Here is a 21,601-nt window from a genome sequence, read left to right on the forward strand (position 1 = left end):
GGCGACCACGATAGCGCGTCGGAGCGCGAGCCGCCTGCGCTCGGCGAGCGAGTCGGCCGCGACGCGTCGTCGGCGCGAGCCGTCAGCGTCGCTCGCGCACCGCGAGTCGGGCGGCGTCGAGCGCGATGGATGCGACGAGCACCGTGGCGCCGAGCGAGCCGATCGCGAGCGCGAGCATCACGCCGGGCAGCACCGCGAGCCCGATGATGGCGGGCACGACGAGCGCGAGCCCGAGGAGCGTCGCGACGACGATCGCGCCCGCGCCGCACGCCGCGGCGGTGCGCAGCACCCGGCGGTCGAGCGCGGCAAGCGTCACGCGGTCGTGCCAGGCGTGCCAGCCGTCGAGCACGTCGACGCTCGCTGGCGCAGCCCTGTCCTCCACGGCGACGCGGGCGACGACGAGCCCGAGCGATGCCGCGACGACCGGCAGCCGCAGCACGCCGGCCCCGACGCGGTGCGCGAGCGCCGCGGCGACCGGCGCGCGCATGACGACGAAGCCGGGCGACGCGGCCCGCGCGAGCCCCTCGCCGACGACGACGTCCACGTCGCCCGCCTCGAGGCGCGCGAGCAGCGCGGGGAGGTCGGCGGGGTCGTGGCGACCATGCTCGCCGAGCGTCGCGACGACGTCGGCACGCGAGGCGGCGGCGCGCAGCGCCGACGCGAGCGCCGCGGCCTCGTCCGGCACCGCGCGCAGCGGCGCGACGTCGACGCGCGCGTCGCCGGCCGCATGCTCCTCGGCGGCGATGGCCGCGGCGACGCTCGCGGGCACGACGAGGATCTCGAGGTCGAGCTCGGCGCCGTCGGCCGTGCCCAGCAGCTCGGGCACGAGCACGTCGAGCGCCTCGGCGTCGTGGGCGGCGACGATCGCCACGACGCGTCCGGCGGCGGCCGGCCCGGCCTGGCCCGCCGCATCCGCCCGCTCGTCGCCGTCGATGCGCTCGTCCATGGCGCCGAGCCTAGAGGCGGCACCTCCGCGCCGTGCCGAGTCGAGCGGCGAGGGCCTGCGGTCAGGCCTGCGGCTCGAGCATGGCGTCCGCGTTGTCGCCGATCCACGCGAGCAGCGGCAGCATGCGGTCGACGAGCTCCCGGCCGCGCGGCGTGAGCGAGTAGTCGACGTGCGGCGGCACCGTCGGGTGCGACTCGCGCTCGACGAGGCCGTCGCCGACGAGCACGCGCAGGGTCTGGCCGAGCATCTTCTCGCTGATGCCGTCGACCTCGCGACGCAGCTCGCTCCAGCGGCGCGTGCCCTCGCCGAGGGTGCAGAGCACGAGCACCCCCCATCGGCTCATGACGTGGTCGAGCACCGTGCGCGTCGGGCACGCATGCGTGAAGGCGCCGGGTCGATCGGCCAGGATCTGCGCAAGACTCACCATTGGGTGAGTACCGTACCAGAAGGTGGGTACCCACGATCGGGAATGCCATGGACGCGCGCGTCGCTGGACGCCCATGGACGGCGCGGACGCAGCGCACGCCACACGGAAGGGACACCCCATGACCATCCTCGTCACCGGCTCCACCGGCCACCTCGGCCGCCTGATCGTCGAGCGCCTCGTCGATCGCGGCGCCTCCCCCGCCGACGTCGTCGCCGGCGCGCGCTCCCCCGAGCGCGTCGAGGCGCCCGAGGGCGTCCGCACGGCGCTCGTCGACTACGACCGCCCCGAGACGCTCGCGCCCGCCTCCGCGGGCGTCGACGTGCTCGTGCTCGTGTCGGGCTCCGAGCCCGGCAGGCGCACGCCGCAGCATCGCGCGGTCATCGACGCCGCCGTCGAGGCGGGCGTCGGCCGCATCGTCTACACGAGCATCCTCGGCGGCGAGGCCTCGCCCCTGCCGCTCGCACCGGAGCACGTCGAGACCGAGGCCGCGCTCGCAGCCTCGGGCATCCCCGCGACCATCCTGCGCAACGACTGGTACACCGAGAACTACGTCGCCGACGTCGCGCGCGCCCGGGAGACGGGCGCGATCGCCGGCTCGGCGGGCGACGGACGCGTCGCGAGCGCGAGCCGCGTCGACTACGCCGACGCCGCCGCGGTCGTCGCACTCGACGACGCGCACGCCGGCCGCACGTACGAGCTCGCCGGCGACGTGGCCTGGACGTTCGACGAGCTGGCCGCCGCCGTCGGCGAGGTCGTGGGCCGCGAGGTGCGCTACGAGCGCCTCACGACCGACGAGCACGTGGCCGCGCTGCAGGCAGCGGGCCTCGACGGCGGCACGGCCGGCTTCGTCGCCGCGCTCGACGCGGGCATCGCCGCGGGAGCGCTCGACTCCTCCGACCGCACGCTCTCGCAGCTCATCGGCCGCCCGACGACGCCGCTCGTCGAGGGCCTGCGCACCATCGCGTGACCGCCGACGGGATGCGCGTCGCCCGGCGCGCATCCCGTCGCCGATCGACGGGCCGCTCGCCCCGAGGCCCGGCGATCGACGGCGCCCGCGATGCGTGTCGATGGTGCCGCCTACGCTCGCCGGCATGACGATGCGACCCGTGGAGTGGGAGGTGCGCCACCCCGTCTCCGGCGACCTCATCGCCATCGTCCGCGTGGTCGCGCTCGGCGCGGCGCGCGAGTGGTACGCGCGTGCCGTGTCGCCCGAGGCCGATCGGGCGCAGCGCTCGCTCATCGGCTACTGGGACAGCCCCGACGACGCCCATCGCGGCGTGCTCGCCCTCCACGAGCGACGGACGGGCCGATCGCTGGCGGCGGGCGGCGGTGGCGAGCCGACCCTGCCCATGGTGCCGATGAAGCCACCGCCCGACGAGCGGCCGCAGCGGGGCATGGCGGCACGCCCGCGACTCCACGCGTCGAGGCGCTGAGCCTGTACCCCACGACACGCGCCGCGGCGGTGGTAGCACGCCTCTCACCCAGACGCTCGTACGATCGAGCCCGTTGCTCGCGCGCGCTGCGCGCGCACCCGAGGAGGCACCGTGTCGACGGCCAAGAGGTTGCAGGCCATCCGAGAGCAGACGACTGCGCGGGCGCTGCAGGGCGAGCTGCCCGACGAGATGACCGAGGCGATGCTGGGCATCTGGGCCGCGCTCGACGAGATCGCGGTCGCGGTCGACTCGCGAGGGCGCGCGTCGTCCGGCGACGGCATCACGCCGCGCGAGCTCGGTCGGGAGCTCGGCGAGCCCGACCGTCGCATCCGTGCCTTCCTGCGCGAGCCCGACGACGGCGGCCCCGCCTTCACCCACATGAAGCACAAGCACTGGAGCCTCGGCCCCGAGGACGCCGAGCGCGTCCGCAGGCGCTTCGCCGGCTGACGCAGCCTCCACCGGGCCTCGCGAGGCCCGGCATCGGTGCGCGTCGCGCCGCGATCCGGGTGGCGCGCGACCCTGGACGATCGCCGTGAACGCCGTTCGACACGGGGCGTACCATCGTGCGCAGGAAACCCTACGCCGCAGGAGGATTCCCGATGAGCACCGCAGGAGACGTTCGCACGATCCGCGAGCGCTCGATGGAGCGGATGCGAGCGGAGTGCGACCCCGAGCGTGCGGCCGCCTACGCCCTCGCCGGGCTCTGGGATGCGGTGGAGCTGCTCTCGCGGGCGATCGAGGCCGACGGCGACGCCGACCGCGTCGCGCGTGCGCAGCTGCAGCGCCTCGTGCGATCGCTGCCCGTGCGACTCGCCGCCGTCGACCGCGACGCGTACGCCACGGCCGCCGTGACCGAGCACCTCGCCGAGGTGCTGGCGATGCCGAGTCGCGAGCACGGCCTGGGCCCCGCGAGCGGTCGACGACGGCGCTGCGGCGCCTGAGGGGCACGATGGCGCATCGCTCGCCGACGGCGCTGCGCTCCCCGGTGGCGCGCGGCAGCGGCCCGGGCCGGCGGCGTCGGCGTCGGTGTCGGTGGCTCGTGATGGGCTGACGTGATGGCACCCACCCACGCGGATCGCATCGCCGAGGAGCGCATCGCCGCACGATCGCGGCTCGCCGGCCTCGAGCAGCAGCTCGTCGAGCTGCGCGCCCTGCGCCGCGGCGAGTCCGACGACGACGAGCACGATCCCGACGGCGTGCCGCTGTCCGAGGAGTGGTCGCGGCTCGAGGGCCTGCGCGAGGCGGCGGTCGCGACGCTCGCCGATCTCGACGCCGCGGCCGAGTCCCTCGCGTCCGGCGAGGCGCCGCGATGCACCCGCTGCGGAGCCACGATCCCCGCCGCGCGGCTGCAGGTGCGGCCGCAGGCGCGCACGTGCGTCGCCTGCGCTGCGTGACCATCCGTGCGACGACGGCGGCGCGCGACGTCGCTGGCACGGTCGACGCGCGCTGTCGAGCCCGCGCGGTCGGGCCCGGTGCGCACGTAGCGTGAGCGCATGACCGAGCCGACGCACGAGCCCCAGCACGACCCCGACGACGCCCGCCTCGGCGGCACCGAGGACGCAGCGGTCGACGAGCGCGCCGAGGAGCTGCGCGAGCAGGGCATCATGCCCGACCCCGCCGCGATCCGCGAGGACGACCGCGAGGGTCGCGGCCTCTAGGGCGCGGCATGGTCGCGAGGGCGCTCCCCCGCGGCTGCGCAACCCCTTCGCGTCCGCGAACGACCTCGACCATGCTCGAGGGCATGACCGAACGCGACGACCTGCAGCACGACGCCGAGGCGGCAGCGCCCGGCGACGACGACATCCTCGTCCCCGACGACGCGCCCGAGAGCGGGCCGCTGACGCCGTCCGACGACCCCGACGGCGGGCCGAACGACGGCTCCGTCGGCAGCCCTCCGTGAGCACGGGCCCGACATGACGAACGCCCCGCCGGCCGGCGGGGCGTTCGTCGTGCTGGAGGGTCAGTCGCCGTGGTTGATGAGGCGCAGCCAACGCCCGAACTCGGCGTCGTCCTCGCGGTCGGCGATCGACGCGGGTGCCTGCTGCGGGGTCATGGGTGCCATGGGTCTCCTTCGTGGGTCAGTGCGCGACGAGCGCAGCGAAGGGGCTGTGCCGGTCGGCCTGGAAGTGGGTGGCGACGGCGTCGAGCGCGGCGTCGGGGATGGCGTCGATCGTGCGGCCGGCGCCGAGGTCGACGTGGCTGAGCTCGAGCCACGCGAGATGCTCGCGTGCGGCATCGAGCGACGCCTGCGGCGCGGCTCCTGCAGGATGCGCCGAGAGCGAGGCGATCACGGCGCCGAGGGATCCCGTCACGCGGTCGAGCAGCTCGGCGTGGGTGACGCGAAGCAGGGCGTCGTCGGCGATCGGCTCGGGCGTGCCCTCGATCGCGGCGAGGCGACGGTCGGCGTGGCGCACGAGCCGCGCGACCACGTGCCGCCGCGTGCCGAGCCGCGTGACGCTCGGCTCGGCGAGCGCCGCGTCGTCGAGCGAGAGCAGCGTCAGGAGCAACTGGCGCGTCGAGCCCTGGATGAGCTCGACCTCGGCGGCGAGGAGGTCATGGGGTGACCGCGCATCGCGATCGACGACGATGCTCATCGCGGTCGCTCCTCGTCGGGATGCCCGCGCGTCGCGCTGGGAGCGGCCTGCGCACCGGGGTCCGCCACGATGGGGTGCAGCACCTGCGCACCGACGGCGCGCCACGGGCTCGCGGCCGGCGCGAGTCGGCGCCTCATGCGGCCACCGCCAGCGCCTCGACGGCCGCCGGGCGGGCGACGAGCGCATCCTCAAGCACGAGCCCGGTGGGGCGGTTCGACTCCTTCACCATCGCCTCGAGTCGCGCCTTGTCGAGCGTCGTCGGGGCCGGCTCGTCGTACGAGAAGCGCACCGTGCTCGCACCATGCAGCCAGATCGCCTCGCGCGACGACTCCGAGCGGCAGGTCAGCAGGAACGGCTCGTGCCTGCGCAGCTTCGCGACCATCACCGCGGCGAGGTGCGCGAGCGTCTCGTCGTCGATGCGGATGCCGGCGTCGGCGATGCCGTAGTGCAGCGTTCCCATGGATGCTCCTGACTCGTGCGAGGCGATCGCCGGCCTGGCGAAGATCGTTCGATCGCGATATCGTTAGTTCACCGAGCAAGTTACATACTCTCGATGTCGGGCGCAACGGGGTCCGAGGAATGGTTCATCGAGACGTCATCTGCGATACGGAGGTCGAGCCACATGACGCAGCTGCAGACCGCATCGAGCACCGACTCCCGAGCGGCCGAGTCCCGCGCGGCGTGGGCGATCGAGGAGCTCCGGCTCGCCGAGGCGCGCCTCGTGCGACGACGCCAGAGCGCCTGCGGACCGAGCCAGACGACACGTGAGGTGCTTCGTCTCGTCACCGAGGCTGCCGACGACGATCGCCCGCTCACCCCGAAGGCGCTCGCTCGACTGGTGAACATCACGCCCGGTGGCATGACGGCCATCCTGAAGCGGCTGGCCGAGAACGGCCTCGTCGCGTACCGCCCCGTCGCCGGCGACGCGCGCAGCAAGGTCGTCGTGCCGTCGAACCGCAACGACCCCGACGCCGCCGACCCCGTGACCGAGCGCATCCGCGACGTCGTGCGCGGCCTCGACGCCGGCGAGGCGGAGGTGCTGGTGCGCGTGCTGGCACAGGTGCAGCGGGCGGTCGACGAGGAGTGCCGCTAGACGCGGGCGAGCCTGCGTCGACGTTCGCGGCGGGCGAGCAGGCGCGCCATGCTCGAGGCATGGACGACCTGCACGTGCCACCGGGCCCGGGAGCGCCGCGCGGCCTGCGCATCCGCGCGGCGGAGCTGGACGAGCGGTTCTCGCGCGCATCGGGCCCGGGCGGTCAAGGCGTGAACACGACCGACTCGCGCGTGCAGCTCTCGCTCGACCTCGCCGCGACGACCGCGCTCACCGACGTCCAGCGCACGCGAGCGCTCGCGCGCCTGGCGCCGCGCCTCGCCGGCACGGTGCTCACGGTCGTCGCGACCGAGCAGCGCTCGCAGCGGCAGAACCGCGTCGTCGCACGCGAGCGTCTCGCCGCCCTGCTGCGCGAAGCGCTCGCGCCGCCCATCCCCCGCCGCGCGACGCGGCCGACGCGCGCCTCCGGCATCCGCAGGCTCGACGGGAAGCGTCGCCGCGGAGCGACGAAGCGCGGGCGCGGGCGGCCGGGCGTCGAATGATCGGCCACGGCGCGACGACGCGAGGACACGGCGGCTAGCGACGCCAGCGCGCGCGACCCTGCGCGAGGTCGTCGACGCGGGCGATCACGCTCGAGGCCTCCTGCTCGTCGATCGTGAAGACGGCGACGACGTCGGCGCCGTGCGTCACGTCGTCGAGCGTCGCGCCCGACGCGTCGAGCTCGCGTCGCAGCGCACCCTCCAGCGCGTACGGCACCGCGACCGAGAGCCCGATCGTGCGTCGCACCGGCACGAGCGTCGCCTGCTGCAACGCGAGCGACGTCGTCGTGGAGTAGGCGCGCACGAGCCCACCCGCGCCGAGGCGCACGCCCCCGAACCAGCGCACGACCGTCGCGAGGGCGCCGTCGACGTCGTTGTGCCGCAGCACGTCCATCATCGGCCGCGCCGCGGTGCCCGAGGGCTCGCCGTCGTCGACGGCCGCCGACTCGCCGCCCGCGAGGAGCGCCCAGCACACGTGGGCCGCGTCGGGATGCCGCTGCCGCAGCGCCGCGACGATGCGCACCGCCTCGTCGCGGCCGGCGACGGGCTCGATGCGCCCGACGAAGCGGCTGCGCCTGACGACGAGCTCGCTGTCGACCGGGGCGAGGAGGGAGACGGGCACGGTGCGGGCTGCTCAGACGTCGAGGCGGGATGCGGCGGGCACGATCGAGGGTACCGACCACGCCCACGCGACGAAGCGCGGGGTGCCGGCGCCGCCTGGGCGCGGCCGCGCACGCCCCACGCCGAGGCGGCTGGGTCTCGCGGGTCGCCGGGCACGTCGGACGCGCGCGTCGAACCGATGCCGACAGGCGGACGGCGTCGTGCCGAACGCGGCGCCGAAGCCCTGACGGAGCGTGACCGCGCTGCCGAGGCCGCATGCGTCGGCGATGCGATCGACCGGCCGGTCGGTGGTCTCGAGCAGACGACGTGCCCCGTCGAGACGCCGCGACCGCACCCAGGCGGCCGACGTCGTGCCCGTCGAGGCGCGGAAGGCGGGTGCGAAGGTGCGGCGGCTCATCCCCGCTGCGGGTCCGGATGCTGCACGGTCAGCGGCCCGTCGAAGCACTCCCGCTGCACGTCGATGACGATGAGTGCTCGGCGCGTCTGCGTCACGGGTGAGTCCTCTCCTCGATGAGGTCGATGCGACCGGCTCCAGCCTCGCAAGACCCGGGGCGGCACGCGGGTGGCACGACGGACGCGCATCGATGGGTCCGGGCCACGAAGCGACGCTCAGCGGGTCGACGCCCGCCGTCGCAGGGCGGCCTCGAGGTAGCGCGCGGTGCGGCTCGTCTCGGAGGAGGCGACCGTCTCGGGCGTCCCCTCCGCCACCACGCGCCCGCCGGCCTCCCCGGATCCCGGACCGAGGTCGATCACCCAGTCCGCCTCCGCCACGACCCGCATGTCGTGCTCGACCATGACGACGGTGCAGCCGCCGTCGACGAGCCGCTGCAGGTGCGCGAGGAGGCGGTCGGAGTCGGACGGGTGCAGGCCGGACGTCGGCTCGTCGAGCAGGTAGAGGGTGTCGCCGCGCTGCACGCGCCGCAGCTCGGCGGCGAGCTTCACCCGTTGGGCCTCGCCGCCCGAGAGCTCGGTGGCCGGCTGCCCGAGGGCGACGTAGCCGAGCCCGACGTCGAGCAAGGCGTCGAGATGGCGCACGATCTCCTCGTCGCCGTCGAAGGCGACGCGGGCCTCCTCGACGCTCATGGCCAGCACGTCGGCGATCGTGCGCCCGTGCAGCTCGATCTCGAGGGTCTCGGCGGCGTACCGCGTGCCGCCGCACGCGGCGCACGGCGACGAGACGGACGGCAGGAACAGCAGCTCGACCTCGACCGTGCCCTCGCCCTTGCACACCGGGCAGCGGCCCGCCGCGACGTTGAACGAGAAGCGGCTCGCGCCGTAGCGGCGCCGTCTCGCCTCGGGCGTGGCGGCGAAGGCGGCGCGGATGCGGTCGAACACGCCCGTGTACGTCGCGACGTTCGAGCGCGGCGTGCGTCCGATGGGTCGCTGGCTCACCTGCACGATGCGGCGCAACCGGTCGGCCGGGCCCGACGCGCTGCCGCGCGTGACGACCGACTCGGTCTCGGCCAGCGGGTCGTCGACGACGGGCTGCGACTCGACGCCCGACGCGTGGGCATCGAGCTCGCTGCCAGCCCCTGCCTGCAGCAGGTCCGGCAGCGCCTGGTCGATGAGCGTCGACTTGCCGGAGCCCGAGATGCCCGTCACCGCCGTCAGCACGCCGACGGGGATCGAGACCGTCAGGCCGTGGAGCGTGTGCCGGTGCACGTCGACGAGGTCGATGGCGCCCTGCGGCGCGCGCCTCGCGCGCGGCTCGTCGCTCGCGGCCGGCTCGTCGAGGAGGTAGCGACGGGTGACGGAGTCGGTCGCGTCGCCGATGCCGTCGAGCGGACCGGAGTAGACGACGCAGCCGCCGGACCTGCCTGCACCCGGCCCGATGTCGACGATCCAGTCCGCCTCGCGGACGACGTCGACGGAGTGCTCGACGAAGAAGACCGTGTTCCCCGAGTCGCGCAGCCGGCGGAGGATGCCGAGCAGCGACTCGGTGTCGGCCGGGTGCAGCCCGGCCGACGGCTCGTCGAGCACGAAGACGACGCCGAAGAGCTGCGAGAGCACCTGCGTGGCGAGGCGCATGCGCTGCAGCTCGCCCGACGACAGCGTCGAGGTCGGCCGATCGAGCGACAGCGCCCCGAGGCCGAGGTCGACGATGGGCTCGAGCCGCGCGAGCACCTCGCCGACGAGCCGCTGGGCCGCGAGGCGTCGCTCGGGGCTCACCGCGTGGGCGCCCCTGCCCCAGCCCGGTTCCTGCACGCGACGCAGCACCGCGGAGAGGTCGTCGAGCGGCATCGCGGCGAGCTCGACGATGTCGAGGCCCTCGAACGTCACCGCCAGCGCATCCGCCTTCAGACGACGGCCGCCGCAGGAGGGGCACGTGACGCTGCGCATGAACGACGCCGCACGCTCGCGCATCCGAGCGCTCTTCGAACCCGCGAACGTGTCGAGCACGTACCTCCGCACGCCGAGGAACGTGCTCATGTACGAGGGCTCGAGGCCCTCGGCGACGGCCGCGCGAACCTGCGCGGGCGAGCGGTCGCGGAAGATCGGCACCTGGGGCGACTCGTCGGTGAGCAGCGCCCACTCGCGCTGCGCGCGCGGCAGGTCGCGCCACGGCACGTCGGGGTCGTAGCCGAGCGAGATCAGGCTGTCGCGCAGCTGCTTGCCGTGCCACGCCGTCGGCCATGCCGCGAGCGCGCCCTCCGCGATCGAGAGCGAGTCGTCGGGCACCATCGACTCCTCCGGCACGTCGTAGACGCGACCGAGCCCGTGGCACGTCGGGCACGCGCCCTGCACCGTGCTCGTCGAGAAGTCCTCCGCGAGCAGCATCGGGGCCCCGTCGGGGTAGCTGCCGACGCGCGAGAACAGCATCCGCACCACGTTGGCGATCGTCGTCGCGCTGCCGACGGTGGAGCGCGCCGAGCCGCCCGACCGCTGCTGCGGCAGCGCGACGGCCGGCGGCAAGCCCTCGATGAGGTCGACGTCGGGCACGCCCACCTGGCTGATGAGCCGGCGCGCGTACGGCGCGACCGACTCGAAGTAGCGGCGCTGCGACTCCGCGTAGATCGTGCCGAACGCGAGCGAGCTCTTGCCCGAGCCCGAGACGCCCGTGAACGCGACCAGCGCATCCCGGGGGATGTCGAGGCCCACGTCGCGCAGGTTGTGCTCTCGAGCGCCGCGGATGCGCACGCGCCCCGGTGGGGCTGGCTCGGGTCGGCGCTCGTCGTCCATGCGTCCAGTCTCACGCGGATGCGTGGGGCGCGCGGCCGCCTCGGCGGTCGCGCGTTCCTGCGGTAGTGGGGATGCGTGGCGCGACCGGTCGCGAGGACCGGTCGCGCCGAGGGTCACACGTTGAAGCGGAACTCCACCACGTCGCCGTCGGCCATGACGTAGTCCTTGCCCTCGATGCGCACGCGGCCCTTCGCCTTCGCGTCGGCCATCGAGCCGGCGGCGTCGAGGTCGTCGAACGACACGACCTCCGCCTTGATGAAGCCCTTCTCGAAGTCCGTGTGGATGACGCCGGCGGCCTGCGGCGCCGTCCAACCCTTGCGAATCGTCCAGGCGCGCGACTCCTTCGGGCCGGCCGTGAGGTACGTCTGCAGGCCGAGGGTGTCGAAGCCGATGCGGGCGAGCTGGTCGAGGCCCGACTCCTCCTGGCCGAGCGACTGCAGCAGCTCGAGCGCCTCCTCGGGCTCGAGGTCGACGAGCTCCGACTCGACCTTCGCGTCGAGGAAGACGGCCTTCGCGGGCGCGACGAGCGCCGCGAGCTCGGCCGTGCGGGCGTCGTCGGTGAGCACGGCCTCGTCGACGTTGAAGACGAACAGCATGGGCTTGGCCGTCATGAGGCCGAACTCGCGCAGCAGCGTCAGGTCGACGTCGGCAGCCGACAGCAGCGTGCCCGCGTCGAGCGCCGCCTTCGCCTGCTCGGCGGCGGCGAGCACGGCCGGGTCGGCCTTCTTGCCGCGCACCTCCTTCTCGAGGCGCGTGATGGCCTTCTCGAGGGTCTGCATGTCGGCGAGGATGAGCTCGGTGTTGATCGTCTCGAGGTCGCTCGCCGGGTTCACGGCGCCTGCGACGTGCACGACGTCGCCGTCGGCGAAGCCGCGCACGACCTGCGCGATCGCATCCGCCTCGCGGATGTTCGCGAGGAACTGGTTGCCGAGCCCCTCGCCCTCGCTCGCACCCTGCACGATGCCCGCGATGTCGACGAACGAGACCGTCGCCGGCAGGATCTTCGCGGATCCGTGGATCTCGGCGAGGCGATCGAGGCGCGGATCCGGCAGCTCGACGACGCCGACGTTGGGCTCGATCGTCGCGAACGGGTAGTTCGCGGCGAGCACCTGGTTCTTGGTCAGTGCGTTGAAGAGGGTCGACTTGCCCACGTTGGGGAGTCCGACGATGCCGATCGTGAGTGCCACGGGGATCGAGCCTACCGGCGACCCCGTCGCCGCCGGGCCACTGCCGCGACGACGCCGATCGACGCGAGGAAATGCCCACGGTGATCCGTGCGTTGCACCACGGCATGCAGGTTGAGATCTGGTCCGACATCGCGTGCCCGTGGTGCTACATCGGCAAGCGTCGCTTCGAGGCGGCGCTCGAGCGGTTCGCGTTCCGCGACCAGGTCGAGGTCACCTACCGGTCGTACCAGCTCGATCCCACGCTGCCCGAGCACCACGACGGCACCGAGGCCGAGTACCTCGCGACGCGCAAGGGCATCTCGGTCGAGCAGGCCGAGCAGATGTTCGCCCACGTCACGCAGCAGGCGCGCACCGTGGGCCTCGCCTACGACTTCGACGCGCTCGTCGTCGCCAACAGCATGCGCGCGCACCAGATCCTCCACCTCGCCAAGGAGCACGGCGTGCAGGCCGAGGTGAAGGAGGCCCTGCTCGCCGCGCACTTCGAGCAGGGTCGCGACATCGGCGACGCCGGCCTGCTCGAGTGCATCGCCACCGCAGAGGGCGTGCCCGCTGAGGCCGTGCGACAGGAGCTCGCGACGGGCTCGCGCATCGCAGACGTGCAGCAGGACGTCGCCGAGGCGCGCGCTCTCGGCATCCAGGGCGTGCCGATGGTCGTGCTCGACCGGGCGTACGGCGTCTCGGGAGCCCAGCCCGAGGAGGTCTTCCTCAGCGCGCTCGAGCAGGCCTGGGCGGCGCGCTCGCCGCTGCAGCCGGTCGGCACGACCGCCGACGGCGAGGTGTGCGGACCCGACGGCTGCGCCTGAGCCGCGCCCCGCGTCGGCGGGCACGAGATGAGCGTCAGCGGACCGCGAGGTGGAATGCGCCCTCGATGCACCGCTGAGGCTCATCTCGTGCGGGGCGATGGCGCGCATTCCATCAGGCGGCGCCCTCCGGAGCCTGCACGCGCTCCATGACGGCGATCACGTTGCCGGCCGGATCGGTCGTCCAGGCGATGTCGGGCCCCTGGCCGCCGCCCGGCACGATGCCGCGCTCGTCGTGTCGGAACCCGTCGTAGCGCACGAACTCTGCGCCCTTCGCGACGAGCAGGTCGACGGCGGCGGGCAGGTCGGGCACGACGAGGTTCAGCACCGTGAAGGCCGCAGGCTCGTGATCGGGCCTCGGGTAGACGAGCACGCCAGCTCCCCCGGGCAGCGCGAGGAAGAGCATGCCGTGCTCCTCCTTGACGACGAGGCCGAGCACGTCGCGGTAGAACGCCGCAGCCGCGGCGGTGTCGGGCACGGCGAAGCCGCTGAACCCCTCGATGTAGTCGGGCATGGACCACCTCCTCGCGACGAGCCTGGCGACGACGACGCCCGGCCGCAAGCGTTCCTCGCCGATCCGCGGCGCGGCGCATGCGAGACGGATGGGACGCGCGGCGCATGCGAGACGGATGGGACGCGCGGGGCGCGGGGCGCGGGTGGCACGATGGCGACGTGCCGCATCCCGCACCCCTCGGCGTGAGCGCCGCCCCACCGCCGCTGGGCGGCCCCCGCATCCTCAGCCAGCGCTGGAGCGACGTCGTGTTCGTGCACTGGCGCGTCGACGCGTCGCTCGTGGTCCCGCACCTGCCGCCCGGCTGCGTCCCCGACCTGCACGACGGCAGCGCGTGGGTCGGCCTCATCGCCTTCCGCATGTCGCGCAGCGCCTTCCTCGGTGGGCCGCCCGTGCCATGGCTCGGCGACTTCCCCGAGGTCAACGTGCGCCTCTACGCCGTCGACGACGCGGGCAACCGCAGCGTCGTCTTCGCGAGCCTCGACGCCGACCATCTCGTGCCGGTGCTCGTCGCGCAGGCGGCGTTCGGGCTGCCCTACCGGTGGGCGTCGATGCGGCACGGGCGGCGCGGCGACCTCGTCGCCTACCGCACGCGCCGCCATGGGAGCCCGGGTGCGCGCTCCCACCTCGTCGCACGCGTGCTGCCGCGCGAGCACGACGCATCCGAGGCCGACGACGGGCTCGCCACCTTCCTCACCGGCAGGTGGGGCTTCCATGAACGCCACCTCGGCCGCACCATCCTCTGCCGCAACGAGCACGAGCCGTGGCCGCTGCAGCCCGCCGAGCTCGTGCACCTGCGCGACGGGCTGCTCGAGGCAGCGGGCTTCTCGGGCGTCGCGAGCCGCGAGCCCGACAGCGTGCTGTTCGCGCCGGGGGTGTCGACCTCCTTCACGGTGCCGCAGCGCTGACGACGCGTATCGTCGGGGCCATGACGACGCGCAGGGTGGTGACGGTGCACGGCTCGGTGCAGGGCGTCGGGTTCCGGTGGGCGGCGAAGCAGGAGGCCGACCGGCTCGGCGTCGCCGGCAGCGCCCGCAACCTGCTCGACGGCTCCGTGGAGGTCGTCGTCGAGGGCGACGACGACGCCGTCGAGCGCATGCTCGCCTGGCTGCAGCACGGCCCGGCGTCGGCGACCGTCGCGGGAGCCGAGCAGGTCGAGCAGGAGCCGCAGGGCACGACGGGGTTCGCGATCCACTGAGCCTCGACGAGGCACGGCGGATCCCGCGCGCTCGACGGCCGGCACCCGGCGCGGATCGCGGCGTCGCCTGCCGCGGCGCCCACGCGGACGCCGCGATCGCGACGACCCTGGCCGGCTCGGCGTCGTCGGGCTAGGCCGCGTCGGCCGCTCGCGCCCGCCGACGCTGCGCCGAGCGGAACATGAGCAGCCAGGCCACCGTGACGACGACGGAGGCTGCGGCGACGATGAGCGAACGCGGGCCATCCCACGCGAAGCCCGCGAACGCGAACGTCAGGATCGACTGCGCGACGCCCGCCGTGATCCACCGCTGCCACCACGCGCCCGTGGAGAGGTACCCGAGCAGCACCGACAGCGCGATCGACGTCACGATCGTGCCGACGATCGTCGACGCCTCGTCGACCTCGAGCCGCCACGCCGCCCACACGAGGCCGACGGCGACGCTCGCGCCCATGCGGCCGAGCCGCGACTCGACGAGCGGCTGCAGCGTGCCGCGCCACCCGAGCTCGAGCGCGAAGGCGCACGGCACCGCGAGCAGCCAGAGCGGGAGCACGTCGACGCGGGCGTCGTGCTCGGGGATGGCGTCGATGCCCGTCGCGATGCCGATGCCCGCGGCCGCGAGCACGACGACGAGCGCGGCCGCCGCGGCGCCGAGGATCGTGTGCGCGACGAGCTGCCTGCGCGGCACGGGGCCGGGCAGCATGATCGCGAGCGCCCTCCGCCCGATGAGCCACGTGACGCCCGCTGCGACCGCGGGCGCCGCCCAGAGCAGCGAGGGCGAGTCGGCCGACGCCGCCGGGTCGACGAGCCGAGCGAGGCCACCGGCGGTGAAGACCGTCACGACGAACGTCGCGACCGCCCACCACGGGCTCATCGCTCCTCCGCGAGCCCCAGCTCGACGAGCTCGGTGATGAGGTCGCCGTAGGCGACGCCGGAGGCTCCCCACGCGAGGGGGAACATCGAGATGGTCGTGAAGCCCGGCATCGTGTTGATCTCGTTGACGACGAGGCCGTGCTGCTCGGAGATGAAGAAGTCGACGCGCGCGAGGCCGGAGCCCTCGATGGCCTCGAAGGCGCGGATCGCCGTGGCCTGCACCGCGGCCGTCGTGGCCTCGTCGAGCTCGGCGGGGCAGACGACGCGTGCGCGATCGGGGTCGACGTACTTCGCGTCGAAGTCGTAGAACTCCCCCGGCCGCAGCACGATCTCGCCGGGCAGCGATGCGCGCGGCATCGCGCCGTCGCGGCCCTGCAGCACGGCGACCTCGACCTCGCGGCCCGGGCATCCGGCCTCGATGAGCACGCGCGAGTCCTCGGCGAACGCCTCGGCCATCGCGCCGTCGAGCTCGAGGAGCGACGTGACGCGGGAGACGCCGACGCTCGAGCCCGCGCGGGCCGGCTTCACGAACAACGGCATGGTGAGGTCGCCGAGCCGCGTGCGGATGGCCTCGGGGTCGGCATCCCACTCGCGACGCTGCACCGTGATCCACGGCGCGACCGTGATGCCCGCGTGCGCGAGCACCGTCTTCGTGAAGTGCTTGTCCATGCCGACGGCGCTCGCGAGCACGCCGTTGCCGACGTACGGGATGCCGGCGAGCTCGAGCATGCCCTGCACGGTGCCGTCCTCGCCGAACCGGCCGTGGAGGATGGGGAAGACGACGTCGACGGGGCCGAGCGAGCGCATGGCACCGGAGGCATCGATCGCGACGAGGTCGCGCGAGTCGGTCGTCGACGGCAGCAGCACGCGGTCGCCGTCGCCCACCTCGGGCATGCGGTCGAGCGTCATCGACTCGGGGTCGTCGGGCTGCAGCACGAGCGCGCCGGCACGCGTGATGCCGATGGGCACGACGTCGTAGCGGTCGCGGTCGATGTGCGCGAGCACGCTGCCTGCGGTGGCGCACGAGATCGCGTGCTCGCTCGAACGGCCGCCGAAGAGCAGGGCGACGCGGATGCGGTCGGTCACGAGAGCATCTCCATGGTGGGCTCGGCGTCGTCGGTCGTGAGGTGCGGGGCGATGTCCCTCGGGTCCATCGCCTCGTCGATCACGAGCCGCACCTGCTCGAGGATGGGCATCGGGATGCCGCGCGCGGCGGCGAGCTCGGCGACGGGCGCGATGGACGAGAGCCCCTCCGCCACCTGGTTCATGCGTGCGACGACGTCCTGTCGCGAGTAGCCGAGGCCGAGCAGCCGGCCCGCGGTGAAGTTGCGCGACAGCGGCGACGCGCACGTCGCGATGAGGTCGCCGAGGCCCGCGAGCCCCTGCATCGTCTCGGGCTTCGCGCCGTGCGCGACGGCGAAGGCCGTGAGCTCCGCGAGCCCGCGCGTGATGATCGACGCCTTTGTGTTCTCGCCGTAGCCCACGCCGTCGACGATGCCGATCGCCACGGCGACGAGGTTCTTCAGCACGCCGCCGAACTCGGTGCCGATGACGTCGTCGTTGACGAACGAGTGGAAGTAGTCGTTGCGCGCGACGCGCGCCACGGCCATCGCGACGTCGATGTCGGCGCAGGAGACCACGGCGGCCGTCGGATGCTCCTTCGCGATCTCGAGCGCGAGGTTCGGGCCCGACACGACGGCGACGCGCTCCGGGCCGACGTGCGCGGCCTCGGCGATGACCTCGCTCATGCGCAGGCGCGTGCCCGCCTCGACGCCCTTCATGAGGCTCACGAGCGGCACGCCGTCCGGCAGCACGGGCAGCAGCGCGCCGAGCGTGCTGCGCAGCTGCTGGCTCGGCACCGCGAGGTAGACCTGCTGCGCGCCGGCGACGGCCTCGGCCGCATCCGACGTCGCGGTGAGCGCATCGGGCAGCGTGATGCCGGGCAGGTAGCGGGTGTTGCGGCGCGACTCGACGATCTCGCGCGCAGCCTCGGGCCTGCGCGCCCACACCGTCACGCGGTTGCCGCCGTCGGCGAGCACCTTCGCGAACGTCGTGCCCCACGAGCCGGCGCCGAGCACGGCGACGTCAGCCATCGAAGCGCCCCGTCTCGCTCTGGCCGCGCTTCGCCGGATCCCACCGCTCGGCGGGCGCCTGCTGGCCACGCAGCTCGGCGAGCAGCGCCGTGATCGCCTCCATGAGCTCGTCGGTCGCGCGCAGCAGGGTCGCCTGATCCATCGGGCCGCCTCGGTACGCGTCGAGGTCGAGCGGCTCGCCGAACAGCACGTCGATGCGCTTGCGCGGGAACGGCCGCACGCCGCGCCCGTACCGCGGCATGAGCTCCTGCGCACCCCAGTGCGCGACGGGGATGAGCGGCACGCCAGCCTGCAGGGCCATCCGCACCGCGCCGCTCTTGCCCCGCATGGGCCACAGCTCGGGATCGCGCGTCAGCGTGCCCTCCGGGTAGATGATGACGGCGAGCTCCTGCTCGACGAGCGCACGCGCCGCCTGCATGGGATCGGCGCCGCGCACGACGCCCGCCCGATCGACGGGGATCTGCTGCGTCGCCCGCATGAAGCGCCCCAGCAGGGGCACGCGGAACAGGCTCGACTTCGCCATGAAGCGCGGGGCGCGCCCCGCCTTCCAGACGGCGACGCCGATCGCGAGCGGATCGATCTCGCTCATGTGGTTCGGTGCGAGCACGAAGGCCCCCGACTGCGGCACGCGCTCGGCGTGATGCAGCCGGATGTCGGCCATCGCCGTCATCGGCGGCACGACCGCGCCCGCGAGGACGCGGAACGCGGGCGTGCGCTCGCCGTGACGGGCCATGGTCATCCGTCGACGTCGAAGTCGGCCCCGAGCACGGTCAGCTTCTCGATGAAGCGCTCGTAGCCGCGCGCGATGATGCCCACGTTGGAGATGCGCGAGGTGCCCTCGGCCGTCAGCGCCGCCACGAGGTGGCTGAAGCCGCCGCGCAGGTCGGGCACGACGATGTCGGCGCCGTGCAGCGTCGCCGGGCCCGCGATGACGGCCGAGTGCTGGTAGTTGCGCTGGCCGAAGCGGCACGCGTGGCTGCCGAGGCACTCGGTGTGGATCTGGATCGTCGCGCCCATGTCGCGCAGGGCCTCGGTGAAGCCGAAGCGCTGCTCGTACACCGTCTCGTGCACGATCGAGATGCCCTTGGCCTTCGCGAGCGCCACGACGAGCGGCTGCTGCCAGTCGGTCATGAAGCCCGGGTGCACGTCGGTCTCGACGACGACGGGCTTGAGGTCGCCGCCGGGGTGCCAGAAGCGGATGCCGTCGTCCTCGATCTCGAATGCGCCACCGACCTTGCGGTACACGTTGAGGAAGGTCGTCATCTCCTGCTGGCGCGCACCGCCGACGAAGATGTCGCCGCCGGTCGCGAGCGCCGCGCACGCCCAGGAGGCGGCCTCGTTGCGGTCGAACAGCGCCGTGTGGCTGTAGCCCACCAGCTGGTCGACGCCCTCGATGCGGATGGTGCGGTCGGTGTCGACCTGGATCTCGGCGCCCATCTTCTGCAGGATCGCGATGAGGTCCATGATCTCGGGCTCGACCGCCGCGTTCGACAGCTCGGTGCGGCCCTTGGCACGCGTCGCCGTCAGCAGCACCTGCTCGGTGGCGCCGACCGACGGGTACGGCAGCCGCACCTTCGCGCCGTGCAGGCCCTCGGGGGCCGACATGCGGATGCCCGTCGGCAGCTTCTCGACGACGGCGCCGAAGTTGCGCAGCACGTCGAGGTGGTAGTCGATGGGGCGGTCGCCGATGTGGCAGCCGCCGAGGTCGGGGATGAAGGCCTCGCCCAGGCGGTGCAGCAGCGGCCCGCAGAACAGGATGGGGATGCGGCTCGAGCCTGCGTGCGCGTTGATCGAGGTCTCGTGCGCGCTCTCGACGTCGACCGGGTCGAGACGCATGGTGTCGCCGAGCGTCTCGACGACGACGCCGTGGATCTCGAGGAGCCCGCGCACGACGCGGACGTCGCTGATCTCGGGCACGGAGCGCAGCTCGGAGGGCGTGTCGGCGAGCAGCGCCGCGACCATCGCCTTCGTGACGAGGTTCTTCGCGCCCTTCATCTCGATGCGTCCGGTCAGCGGCTTGCCGCCGCGGACCGTGATCGCGTCGACGTCGAGCCCGATGGCCTTGGCTGAGGTCGCGGACAGCTGGTCGGCGTTCACTTGGTTCCCGTCTGCACCGGCAGCGTCCTCGGCATCCAAGCGGGTCGGGTGGCCTCGAAGGCCGTGATCCGCTCCTCCTCGCGCAGCGTGAGCGCGATGTCGTCGAGGCCCTCGAGGAGGCGCCAGCGCGTGTAGTCGTCGATCTGGAAGTCGATCGTCTCGTCGCCGATCGTCACCGTACGGGCAACGAGGTCGACGGTGGTCTGCATTCCCGGGCTCGCCTCGGCCGCGGCCCAGAGGCGCTCGACGGCCTCCTCGGGGATGACGCCCGTCAGGAGTCCCTGCTTGCCCGAGTTGCCCCGGAAGATCTCGCCGAAGCGGGGGCTCAGCACCGCGGTGATGCCGAAGTCGCGTAGCGCCCACACGGCGTGCTCGCGGCTCGACCCCGTGCCGAAGTCGGGCCCGGTCACGAGGATGCCGCCGTGGCGGTAGGGCTCCTGGTTGAGCACGAACGCCGGATCCTGGCGCCAGTGGTGGAAGAGGGCGTCGTCGTAGCCCGTCTTCGTGACGCGCTTGAGGAAGACGGCGGGGATGATCTGGTCGGTGTCGGTGTTCGACGACCGCAGCGGGATGATCGGGCCGGTCAGCTGGGTGATCTGCTCCATCAGGCCATCGCCTCCTCGGTGCGGCGCGCATCCATCTCGAGATCCCACGGGCTCGACAGCGTGCCGCGGATCGCGGTCGCCGCGGCGACGAGCGGCGACACGAGGTGGGTGCGCCCGCCCTTGCCCTGGCGCCCCTCGAAGTTGCGGTTCGAGGTGGATGCGCAGCGCTCGCCCGGAGCGAGCTGGTCGGGGTTCATGCCCAGGCACATCGAGCACCCGGCGAAGCGCCACTCTGCGCCGAAGTCGGTGAACACCTTGTCGAGGCCCTCGGCCTCGGCCTCGAGGCGCACGCGCGCCGAGCCGGGCACGACCATGACGCGCAGGCCCTCGGCCTTGCGCCTGCCGCGCAGGATGTCGGCGGCCGCACGGAGATCCTCCATGCGCGAGTTCGTGCACGAGCCGATGAAGACGGTGTCGACCCGCACGTCCTTCAGCGGCGTGCCGGGCGCGAGATCCATGTACGCGAGCGCCCGCTCGGCCGCGGCGCGGTCGACGGGATCGGCGAACGACTCGGGTGCGGGCACCGTCTCGGACAGCGGCGAGCCCTGGCCGGGGTTCGTGCCCCACGTCACGAACGGCTCGAGCTCGTTCGCGTCGATGACGACCTCGGCGTCGAAGACGGCGTCGTCGTCGGTCGGGAGGGTCTTCCAGTAGTCGACGGCGGCGTCCCAGTCGGCGCCCTTCGGCGCATGGTCGCGGCCCTCGATGTAGTCGAACGTCGTCTGGTCGGGCGCGACCATGCCCGCACGGGCGCCTGCCTCGATCGACATGTTGCAGATGGTCATGCGGCCCTCGATCGAGAGGGCGCGGATGGCCGAGCCGCGGTACTCGAACACGTAGCCGGCGCCGCCGCCCGTGCCGATCCTCGCGATGACGGCGAGGATGATGTCCTTCGCGGTGACGCCGGGGCGCAGCTCGCCCTCGACGGTGATGGCCATGGTCTTGAACGGCTTGAGCGGCAGCGTCTGCGTGGCCATGACGTGCTCGACCTCGCTCGTGCCGATGCCGAACGCCATCGCGCCGAACGCGCCGTGCGTCGAGGTGTGCGAGTCGCCGCACACGACGGTGATGCCCGGCATCGTGAGGCCCAGCTGCGGCCCGACGATGTGGACGATGCCCTGCTCCTTGTCGCCGAGCGAGTGGATGCGCACGCCGAACTCGGCGGCGTTGTCGCGCAGCGTCGAGATCTGCTTCGCGCTCGTCGGATCCTGGATGGGCTTGTCGATCGCGAGCGTCGGGGTGTTGTGATCCTCGGTCGCGACGGTGAGATCGACGCGCCGGAGGGGGCGATCCGCCTGCCGCAGCCCGTCGAACGCCTGGGGGCTCGTGACCTCGTGCACGAGGTGGAGGTCGATGTAGATGAGGTCGGGCGAGCCGTCCTCCCCCTTCACGACGACGTGGTCGTCCCAGACCTTCTCGGCCAGCGTCCTGCCCATCCGTGTCCTCCTG

Annotated in this window: 28 protein-coding genes; 12 read left to right on the plus strand and 16 right to left on the minus strand. The window is 73.5% G+C overall.

Annotation, left to right across the window (positions count from 1 at the left end; genetic code table 11):
* Window positions 1-82: 82 nt before the first annotated feature.
* Both ACFQPP_RS08655 and ACFQPP_RS08660 read right to left on the minus strand, forming a co-directional pair.
* Window positions 83-946 (minus strand): hypothetical protein, encoded by an 864-nt coding sequence (locus ACFQPP_RS08655; RefSeq protein ID WP_376916168.1) that lies wholly within the window; start codon window positions 944-946, stop codon window positions 83-85.
* 61 nt (window positions 947-1,007) lie between these two features.
* Window positions 1,008-1,373: a winged helix-turn-helix transcriptional regulator gene (locus ACFQPP_RS08660; protein WP_376916169.1), complete on the minus strand. Its 366-nt coding sequence runs from the start codon at window positions 1,371-1,373 to the stop codon at window positions 1,008-1,010.
* A gap of 118 nt (window positions 1,374-1,491) precedes the next feature.
* Between ACFQPP_RS08660 and ACFQPP_RS08665 the strand changes: the two genes are divergently transcribed.
* The 7 genes from ACFQPP_RS08665 (at window position 1,492) to ACFQPP_RS08695 (ending at window position 4,706) form a co-directional block, all read left to right on the plus strand.
* Window positions 1,492-2,340, plus strand: coding sequence for an SDR family oxidoreductase (locus ACFQPP_RS08665; protein ID WP_376916170.1), 849 nt, complete (start codon window positions 1,492-1,494; stop codon window positions 2,338-2,340).
* Window positions 2,341-2,464: 124 nt separating this feature from the next.
* Window positions 2,465-2,806: a hypothetical protein gene (locus ACFQPP_RS08670; RefSeq protein WP_376916171.1), complete on the plus strand. Its 342-nt coding sequence runs from the start codon at window positions 2,465-2,467 to the stop codon at window positions 2,804-2,806.
* 111 nt (window positions 2,807-2,917) lie between these two features.
* Window positions 2,918-3,253, plus strand: a complete 336-nt coding sequence (locus ACFQPP_RS08675; protein ID WP_376916172.1) for a hypothetical protein — start codon at window positions 2,918-2,920, stop codon at window positions 3,251-3,253.
* 152 nt (window positions 3,254-3,405) lie between these two features.
* A complete protein-coding gene (locus ACFQPP_RS08680; RefSeq protein ID WP_376916173.1) occupies window positions 3,406-3,747 on the plus strand; it encodes a hypothetical protein in 342 nt (113 codons plus the stop codon).
* A gap of 114 nt (window positions 3,748-3,861) precedes the next feature.
* Window positions 3,862-4,200: a TraR/DksA C4-type zinc finger protein gene (locus ACFQPP_RS08685; RefSeq protein WP_376916174.1), complete on the plus strand. Its 339-nt coding sequence runs from the start codon at window positions 3,862-3,864 to the stop codon at window positions 4,198-4,200.
* 99 nt (window positions 4,201-4,299) lie between these two features.
* Complete coding sequence (locus ACFQPP_RS08690) at window positions 4,300-4,464, plus strand: hypothetical protein (protein ID WP_376916175.1); 165 nt, start codon at window positions 4,300-4,302, stop codon at window positions 4,462-4,464.
* Window positions 4,465-4,547: 83 nt separating this feature from the next.
* The gene (locus tag ACFQPP_RS08695) at window positions 4,548-4,706 is read left to right on the plus strand and encodes a hypothetical protein (RefSeq protein ID WP_376916176.1); all 159 of its coding nucleotides are present in this window, start codon (window positions 4,548-4,550) and stop codon (window positions 4,704-4,706) included.
* A gap of 178 nt (window positions 4,707-4,884) precedes the next feature.
* Here ACFQPP_RS08695 and ACFQPP_RS08700 read toward each other — a convergent pair whose 3' ends face one another.
* The gene (locus tag ACFQPP_RS08700; protein ID WP_376916177.1) at window positions 4,885-5,400 is read right to left on the minus strand and encodes a hypothetical protein; all 516 of its coding nucleotides are present in this window, start codon (window positions 5,398-5,400) and stop codon (window positions 4,885-4,887) included.
* A gap of 133 nt (window positions 5,401-5,533) precedes the next feature.
* Window positions 5,534-5,860 carry an RNA polymerase subunit sigma gene (locus ACFQPP_RS08705; protein WP_376916178.1) on the minus strand — a complete coding sequence of 109 codons (327 nt, stop codon included), beginning with the start codon at window positions 5,858-5,860 and terminating at the stop codon, window positions 5,534-5,536.
* Between the two features lie 162 nt (window positions 5,861-6,022).
* On the opposite strand from ACFQPP_RS08705, the gene ACFQPP_RS08710 reads away from it, so the two are divergent.
* Window positions 6,023-6,493 carry a MarR family winged helix-turn-helix transcriptional regulator gene (locus tag ACFQPP_RS08710; RefSeq protein ID WP_376916179.1) on the plus strand — a complete coding sequence of 157 codons (471 nt, stop codon included), beginning with the start codon at window positions 6,023-6,025 and terminating at the stop codon, window positions 6,491-6,493.
* A 59-nt stretch (window positions 6,494-6,552) separates the two neighbouring features.
* Window positions 6,553-6,993: an alternative ribosome rescue aminoacyl-tRNA hydrolase ArfB gene (gene arfB / locus ACFQPP_RS08715; RefSeq protein WP_376916180.1), complete on the plus strand. Its 441-nt coding sequence runs from the start codon at window positions 6,553-6,555 to the stop codon at window positions 6,991-6,993.
* 34 nt (window positions 6,994-7,027) lie between these two features.
* Here arfB and ACFQPP_RS08720 read toward each other — a convergent pair whose 3' ends face one another.
* From ACFQPP_RS08720 to ychF, 4 genes are all read right to left on the minus strand, one after another.
* Window positions 7,028-7,612, minus strand: a complete 585-nt coding sequence (locus tag ACFQPP_RS08720) for an IMPACT family protein (RefSeq protein WP_376916181.1) — start codon at window positions 7,610-7,612, stop codon at window positions 7,028-7,030.
* A 12-nt stretch (window positions 7,613-7,624) separates the two neighbouring features.
* Entirely contained in the window at window positions 7,625-8,008 is a 384-nt protein-coding gene (locus ACFQPP_RS08725) for a helix-turn-helix domain-containing protein (protein WP_376916182.1), read from the minus strand.
* 212 nt (window positions 8,009-8,220) lie between these two features.
* Complete coding sequence (locus ACFQPP_RS08730; RefSeq protein WP_376916183.1) at window positions 8,221-10,791, minus strand: excinuclease ABC subunit A; 2,571 nt, start codon at window positions 10,789-10,791, stop codon at window positions 8,221-8,223.
* A gap of 113 nt (window positions 10,792-10,904) precedes the next feature.
* Window positions 10,905-11,978: a redox-regulated ATPase YchF gene (gene ychF, locus ACFQPP_RS08735; RefSeq protein WP_376916184.1), complete on the minus strand. Its 1,074-nt coding sequence runs from the start codon at window positions 11,976-11,978 to the stop codon at window positions 10,905-10,907.
* Between the two features lie 104 nt (window positions 11,979-12,082).
* Between ychF and ACFQPP_RS08740 the strand changes: the two genes are divergently transcribed.
* Window positions 12,083-12,781, plus strand: coding sequence for a DsbA family protein (locus ACFQPP_RS08740; RefSeq protein WP_376916186.1), 699 nt, complete (start codon window positions 12,083-12,085; stop codon window positions 12,779-12,781).
* A gap of 112 nt (window positions 12,782-12,893) precedes the next feature.
* Here the strand turns inward: ACFQPP_RS08740 and ACFQPP_RS08745 are convergent, their stop codons facing one another.
* Window positions 12,894-13,292: a VOC family protein gene (locus ACFQPP_RS08745; protein WP_376916188.1), complete on the minus strand. Its 399-nt coding sequence runs from the start codon at window positions 13,290-13,292 to the stop codon at window positions 12,894-12,896.
* Window positions 13,293-13,450: 158 nt separating this feature from the next.
* Between ACFQPP_RS08745 and ACFQPP_RS08750 the strand changes: the two genes are divergently transcribed.
* Both ACFQPP_RS08750 and ACFQPP_RS08755 read left to right on the plus strand, forming a co-directional pair.
* Window positions 13,451-14,197 carry a YqjF family protein gene (locus ACFQPP_RS08750; protein ID WP_376916190.1) on the plus strand — a complete coding sequence of 249 codons (747 nt, stop codon included), beginning with the start codon at window positions 13,451-13,453 and terminating at the stop codon, window positions 14,195-14,197.
* Window positions 14,198-14,217: 20 nt separating this feature from the next.
* Window positions 14,218-14,487 (plus strand): acylphosphatase, encoded by a 270-nt coding sequence (locus tag ACFQPP_RS08755; protein ID WP_376916191.1) that lies wholly within the window; start codon window positions 14,218-14,220, stop codon window positions 14,485-14,487.
* Window positions 14,488-14,617: 130 nt separating this feature from the next.
* Here ACFQPP_RS08755 and ACFQPP_RS08760 read toward each other — a convergent pair whose 3' ends face one another.
* The 7 genes from ACFQPP_RS08760 to leuC are packed head-to-tail and all read right to left on the minus strand — an operon-like array spanning window position 14,618 to window position 21,588.
* Window positions 14,618-15,358 (minus strand): hypothetical protein, encoded by a 741-nt coding sequence (locus ACFQPP_RS08760; RefSeq protein ID WP_376916193.1) that lies wholly within the window; start codon window positions 15,356-15,358, stop codon window positions 14,618-14,620.
* The gene (locus tag ACFQPP_RS08765; RefSeq protein ID WP_376916194.1) at window positions 15,355-16,443 is read right to left on the minus strand and encodes a D-alanine--D-alanine ligase family protein; all 1,089 of its coding nucleotides are present in this window, start codon (window positions 16,441-16,443) and stop codon (window positions 15,355-15,357) included. Before ACFQPP_RS08765 ends, ACFQPP_RS08760 begins: the two co-directional genes overlap by 4 nt.
* Complete coding sequence (locus ACFQPP_RS08770; RefSeq protein ID WP_376916195.1) at window positions 16,440-17,450, minus strand: NAD(P)H-dependent glycerol-3-phosphate dehydrogenase; 1,011 nt, start codon at window positions 17,448-17,450, stop codon at window positions 16,440-16,442. Before ACFQPP_RS08770 ends, ACFQPP_RS08765 begins: the two co-directional genes overlap by 4 nt.
* Window positions 17,443-18,183, minus strand: a complete 741-nt coding sequence (locus tag ACFQPP_RS08775; protein ID WP_376916196.1) for a lysophospholipid acyltransferase family protein — start codon at window positions 18,181-18,183, stop codon at window positions 17,443-17,445. Before ACFQPP_RS08775 ends, ACFQPP_RS08770 begins: the two co-directional genes overlap by 8 nt.
* Before the next feature lie 2 nt (window positions 18,184-18,185).
* Window positions 18,186-19,508 carry a UDP-N-acetylglucosamine 1-carboxyvinyltransferase gene (gene murA / locus ACFQPP_RS08780; RefSeq protein WP_376916780.1) on the minus strand — a complete coding sequence of 441 codons (1,323 nt, stop codon included), beginning with the start codon at window positions 19,506-19,508 and terminating at the stop codon, window positions 18,186-18,188.
* 35 nt (window positions 19,509-19,543) lie between these two features.
* Window positions 19,544-20,152 (minus strand): 3-isopropylmalate dehydratase small subunit, encoded by a 609-nt coding sequence (gene leuD, locus ACFQPP_RS08785; RefSeq protein ID WP_376916197.1) that lies wholly within the window; start codon window positions 20,150-20,152, stop codon window positions 19,544-19,546.
* Window positions 20,152-21,588 carry a 3-isopropylmalate dehydratase large subunit gene (leuC, locus tag ACFQPP_RS08790; protein WP_376916198.1) on the minus strand — a complete coding sequence of 479 codons (1,437 nt, stop codon included), beginning with the start codon at window positions 21,586-21,588 and terminating at the stop codon, window positions 20,152-20,154. Before leuC ends, leuD begins: the two co-directional genes overlap by 1 nt.
* Window positions 21,589-21,601 lie beyond the last annotated feature (13 nt).

Source organism: Agrococcus sp. GCM10030265 (genome assembly GCF_042666675.1).
Taxonomy (GTDB): Bacteria; Actinomycetota; Actinomycetes; order Actinomycetales; family Microbacteriaceae; genus Agrococcus.

Bases quoted from the DNA above. Each gene is read 5' to 3' on its own strand.
- ACFQPP_RS08655 (WP_376916168.1), bottom strand. From the start codon at position 946: ATGGACGAGCGCATCGACGGCGACGAGCGGGCGGATGCGGCGGGCCAG.
- ACFQPP_RS08660 (WP_376916169.1), bottom strand. From the start codon at position 1,373: ATGGTGAGTCTTGCGCAGATCCTGGCCGATCGACCCGGCGCCTTCACG.
- ACFQPP_RS08665 (WP_376916170.1), top strand. From the start codon at position 1,492: ATGACCATCCTCGTCACCGGCTCCACCGGCCACCTCGGCCGCCTGATC.
- ACFQPP_RS08670 (WP_376916171.1), top strand. From the start codon at position 2,465: ATGACGATGCGACCCGTGGAGTGGGAGGTGCGCCACCCCGTCTCCGGC.
- ACFQPP_RS08680 (WP_376916173.1), top strand. From the start codon at position 3,406: ATGAGCACCGCAGGAGACGTTCGCACGATCCGCGAGCGCTCGATGGAG.
- ACFQPP_RS08685 (WP_376916174.1), top strand. From the start codon at position 3,862: ATGGCACCCACCCACGCGGATCGCATCGCCGAGGAGCGCATCGCCGCA.
- ACFQPP_RS08690 (WP_376916175.1), top strand. From the start codon at position 4,300: ATGACCGAGCCGACGCACGAGCCCCAGCACGACCCCGACGACGCCCGC.
- ACFQPP_RS08695 (WP_376916176.1), top strand. From the start codon at position 4,548: ATGACCGAACGCGACGACCTGCAGCACGACGCCGAGGCGGCAGCGCCC.
- ACFQPP_RS08700 (WP_376916177.1), bottom strand. From the start codon at position 5,400: ATGAGCATCGTCGTCGATCGCGATGCGCGGTCACCCCATGACCTCCTC.
- ACFQPP_RS08705 (WP_376916178.1), bottom strand. From the start codon at position 5,860: ATGGGAACGCTGCACTACGGCATCGCCGACGCCGGCATCCGCATCGAC.
- ACFQPP_RS08710 (WP_376916179.1), top strand. From the start codon at position 6,023: ATGACGCAGCTGCAGACCGCATCGAGCACCGACTCCCGAGCGGCCGAG.
- arfB (WP_376916180.1), top strand. From the start codon at position 6,553: ATGGACGACCTGCACGTGCCACCGGGCCCGGGAGCGCCGCGCGGCCTG.
- ACFQPP_RS08725 (WP_376916182.1), bottom strand. From the start codon at position 8,008: ATGAGCCGCCGCACCTTCGCACCCGCCTTCCGCGCCTCGACGGGCACG.
- ACFQPP_RS08730 (WP_376916183.1), bottom strand. From the start codon at position 10,791: ATGGACGACGAGCGCCGACCCGAGCCAGCCCCACCGGGGCGCGTGCGC.
- ACFQPP_RS08740 (WP_376916186.1), top strand. From the start codon at position 12,083: ATGCAGGTTGAGATCTGGTCCGACATCGCGTGCCCGTGGTGCTACATC.
- ACFQPP_RS08745 (WP_376916188.1), bottom strand. From the start codon at position 13,292: ATGCCCGACTACATCGAGGGGTTCAGCGGCTTCGCCGTGCCCGACACC.
- ACFQPP_RS08755 (WP_376916191.1), top strand. From the start codon at position 14,218: ATGACGACGCGCAGGGTGGTGACGGTGCACGGCTCGGTGCAGGGCGTC.
- ACFQPP_RS08760 (WP_376916193.1), bottom strand. From the start codon at position 15,358: ATGAGCCCGTGGTGGGCGGTCGCGACGTTCGTCGTGACGGTCTTCACC.
- ACFQPP_RS08770 (WP_376916195.1), bottom strand. From the start codon at position 17,450: ATGGCTGACGTCGCCGTGCTCGGCGCCGGCTCGTGGGGCACGACGTTC.
- ACFQPP_RS08775 (WP_376916196.1), bottom strand. From the start codon at position 18,183: ATGGCCCGTCACGGCGAGCGCACGCCCGCGTTCCGCGTCCTCGCGGGC.
- leuD (WP_376916197.1), bottom strand. From the start codon at position 20,152: ATGGAGCAGATCACCCAGCTGACCGGCCCGATCATCCCGCTGCGGTCG.
- leuC (WP_376916198.1), bottom strand. From the start codon at position 21,588: ATGGGCAGGACGCTGGCCGAGAAGGTCTGGGACGACCACGTCGTCGTG.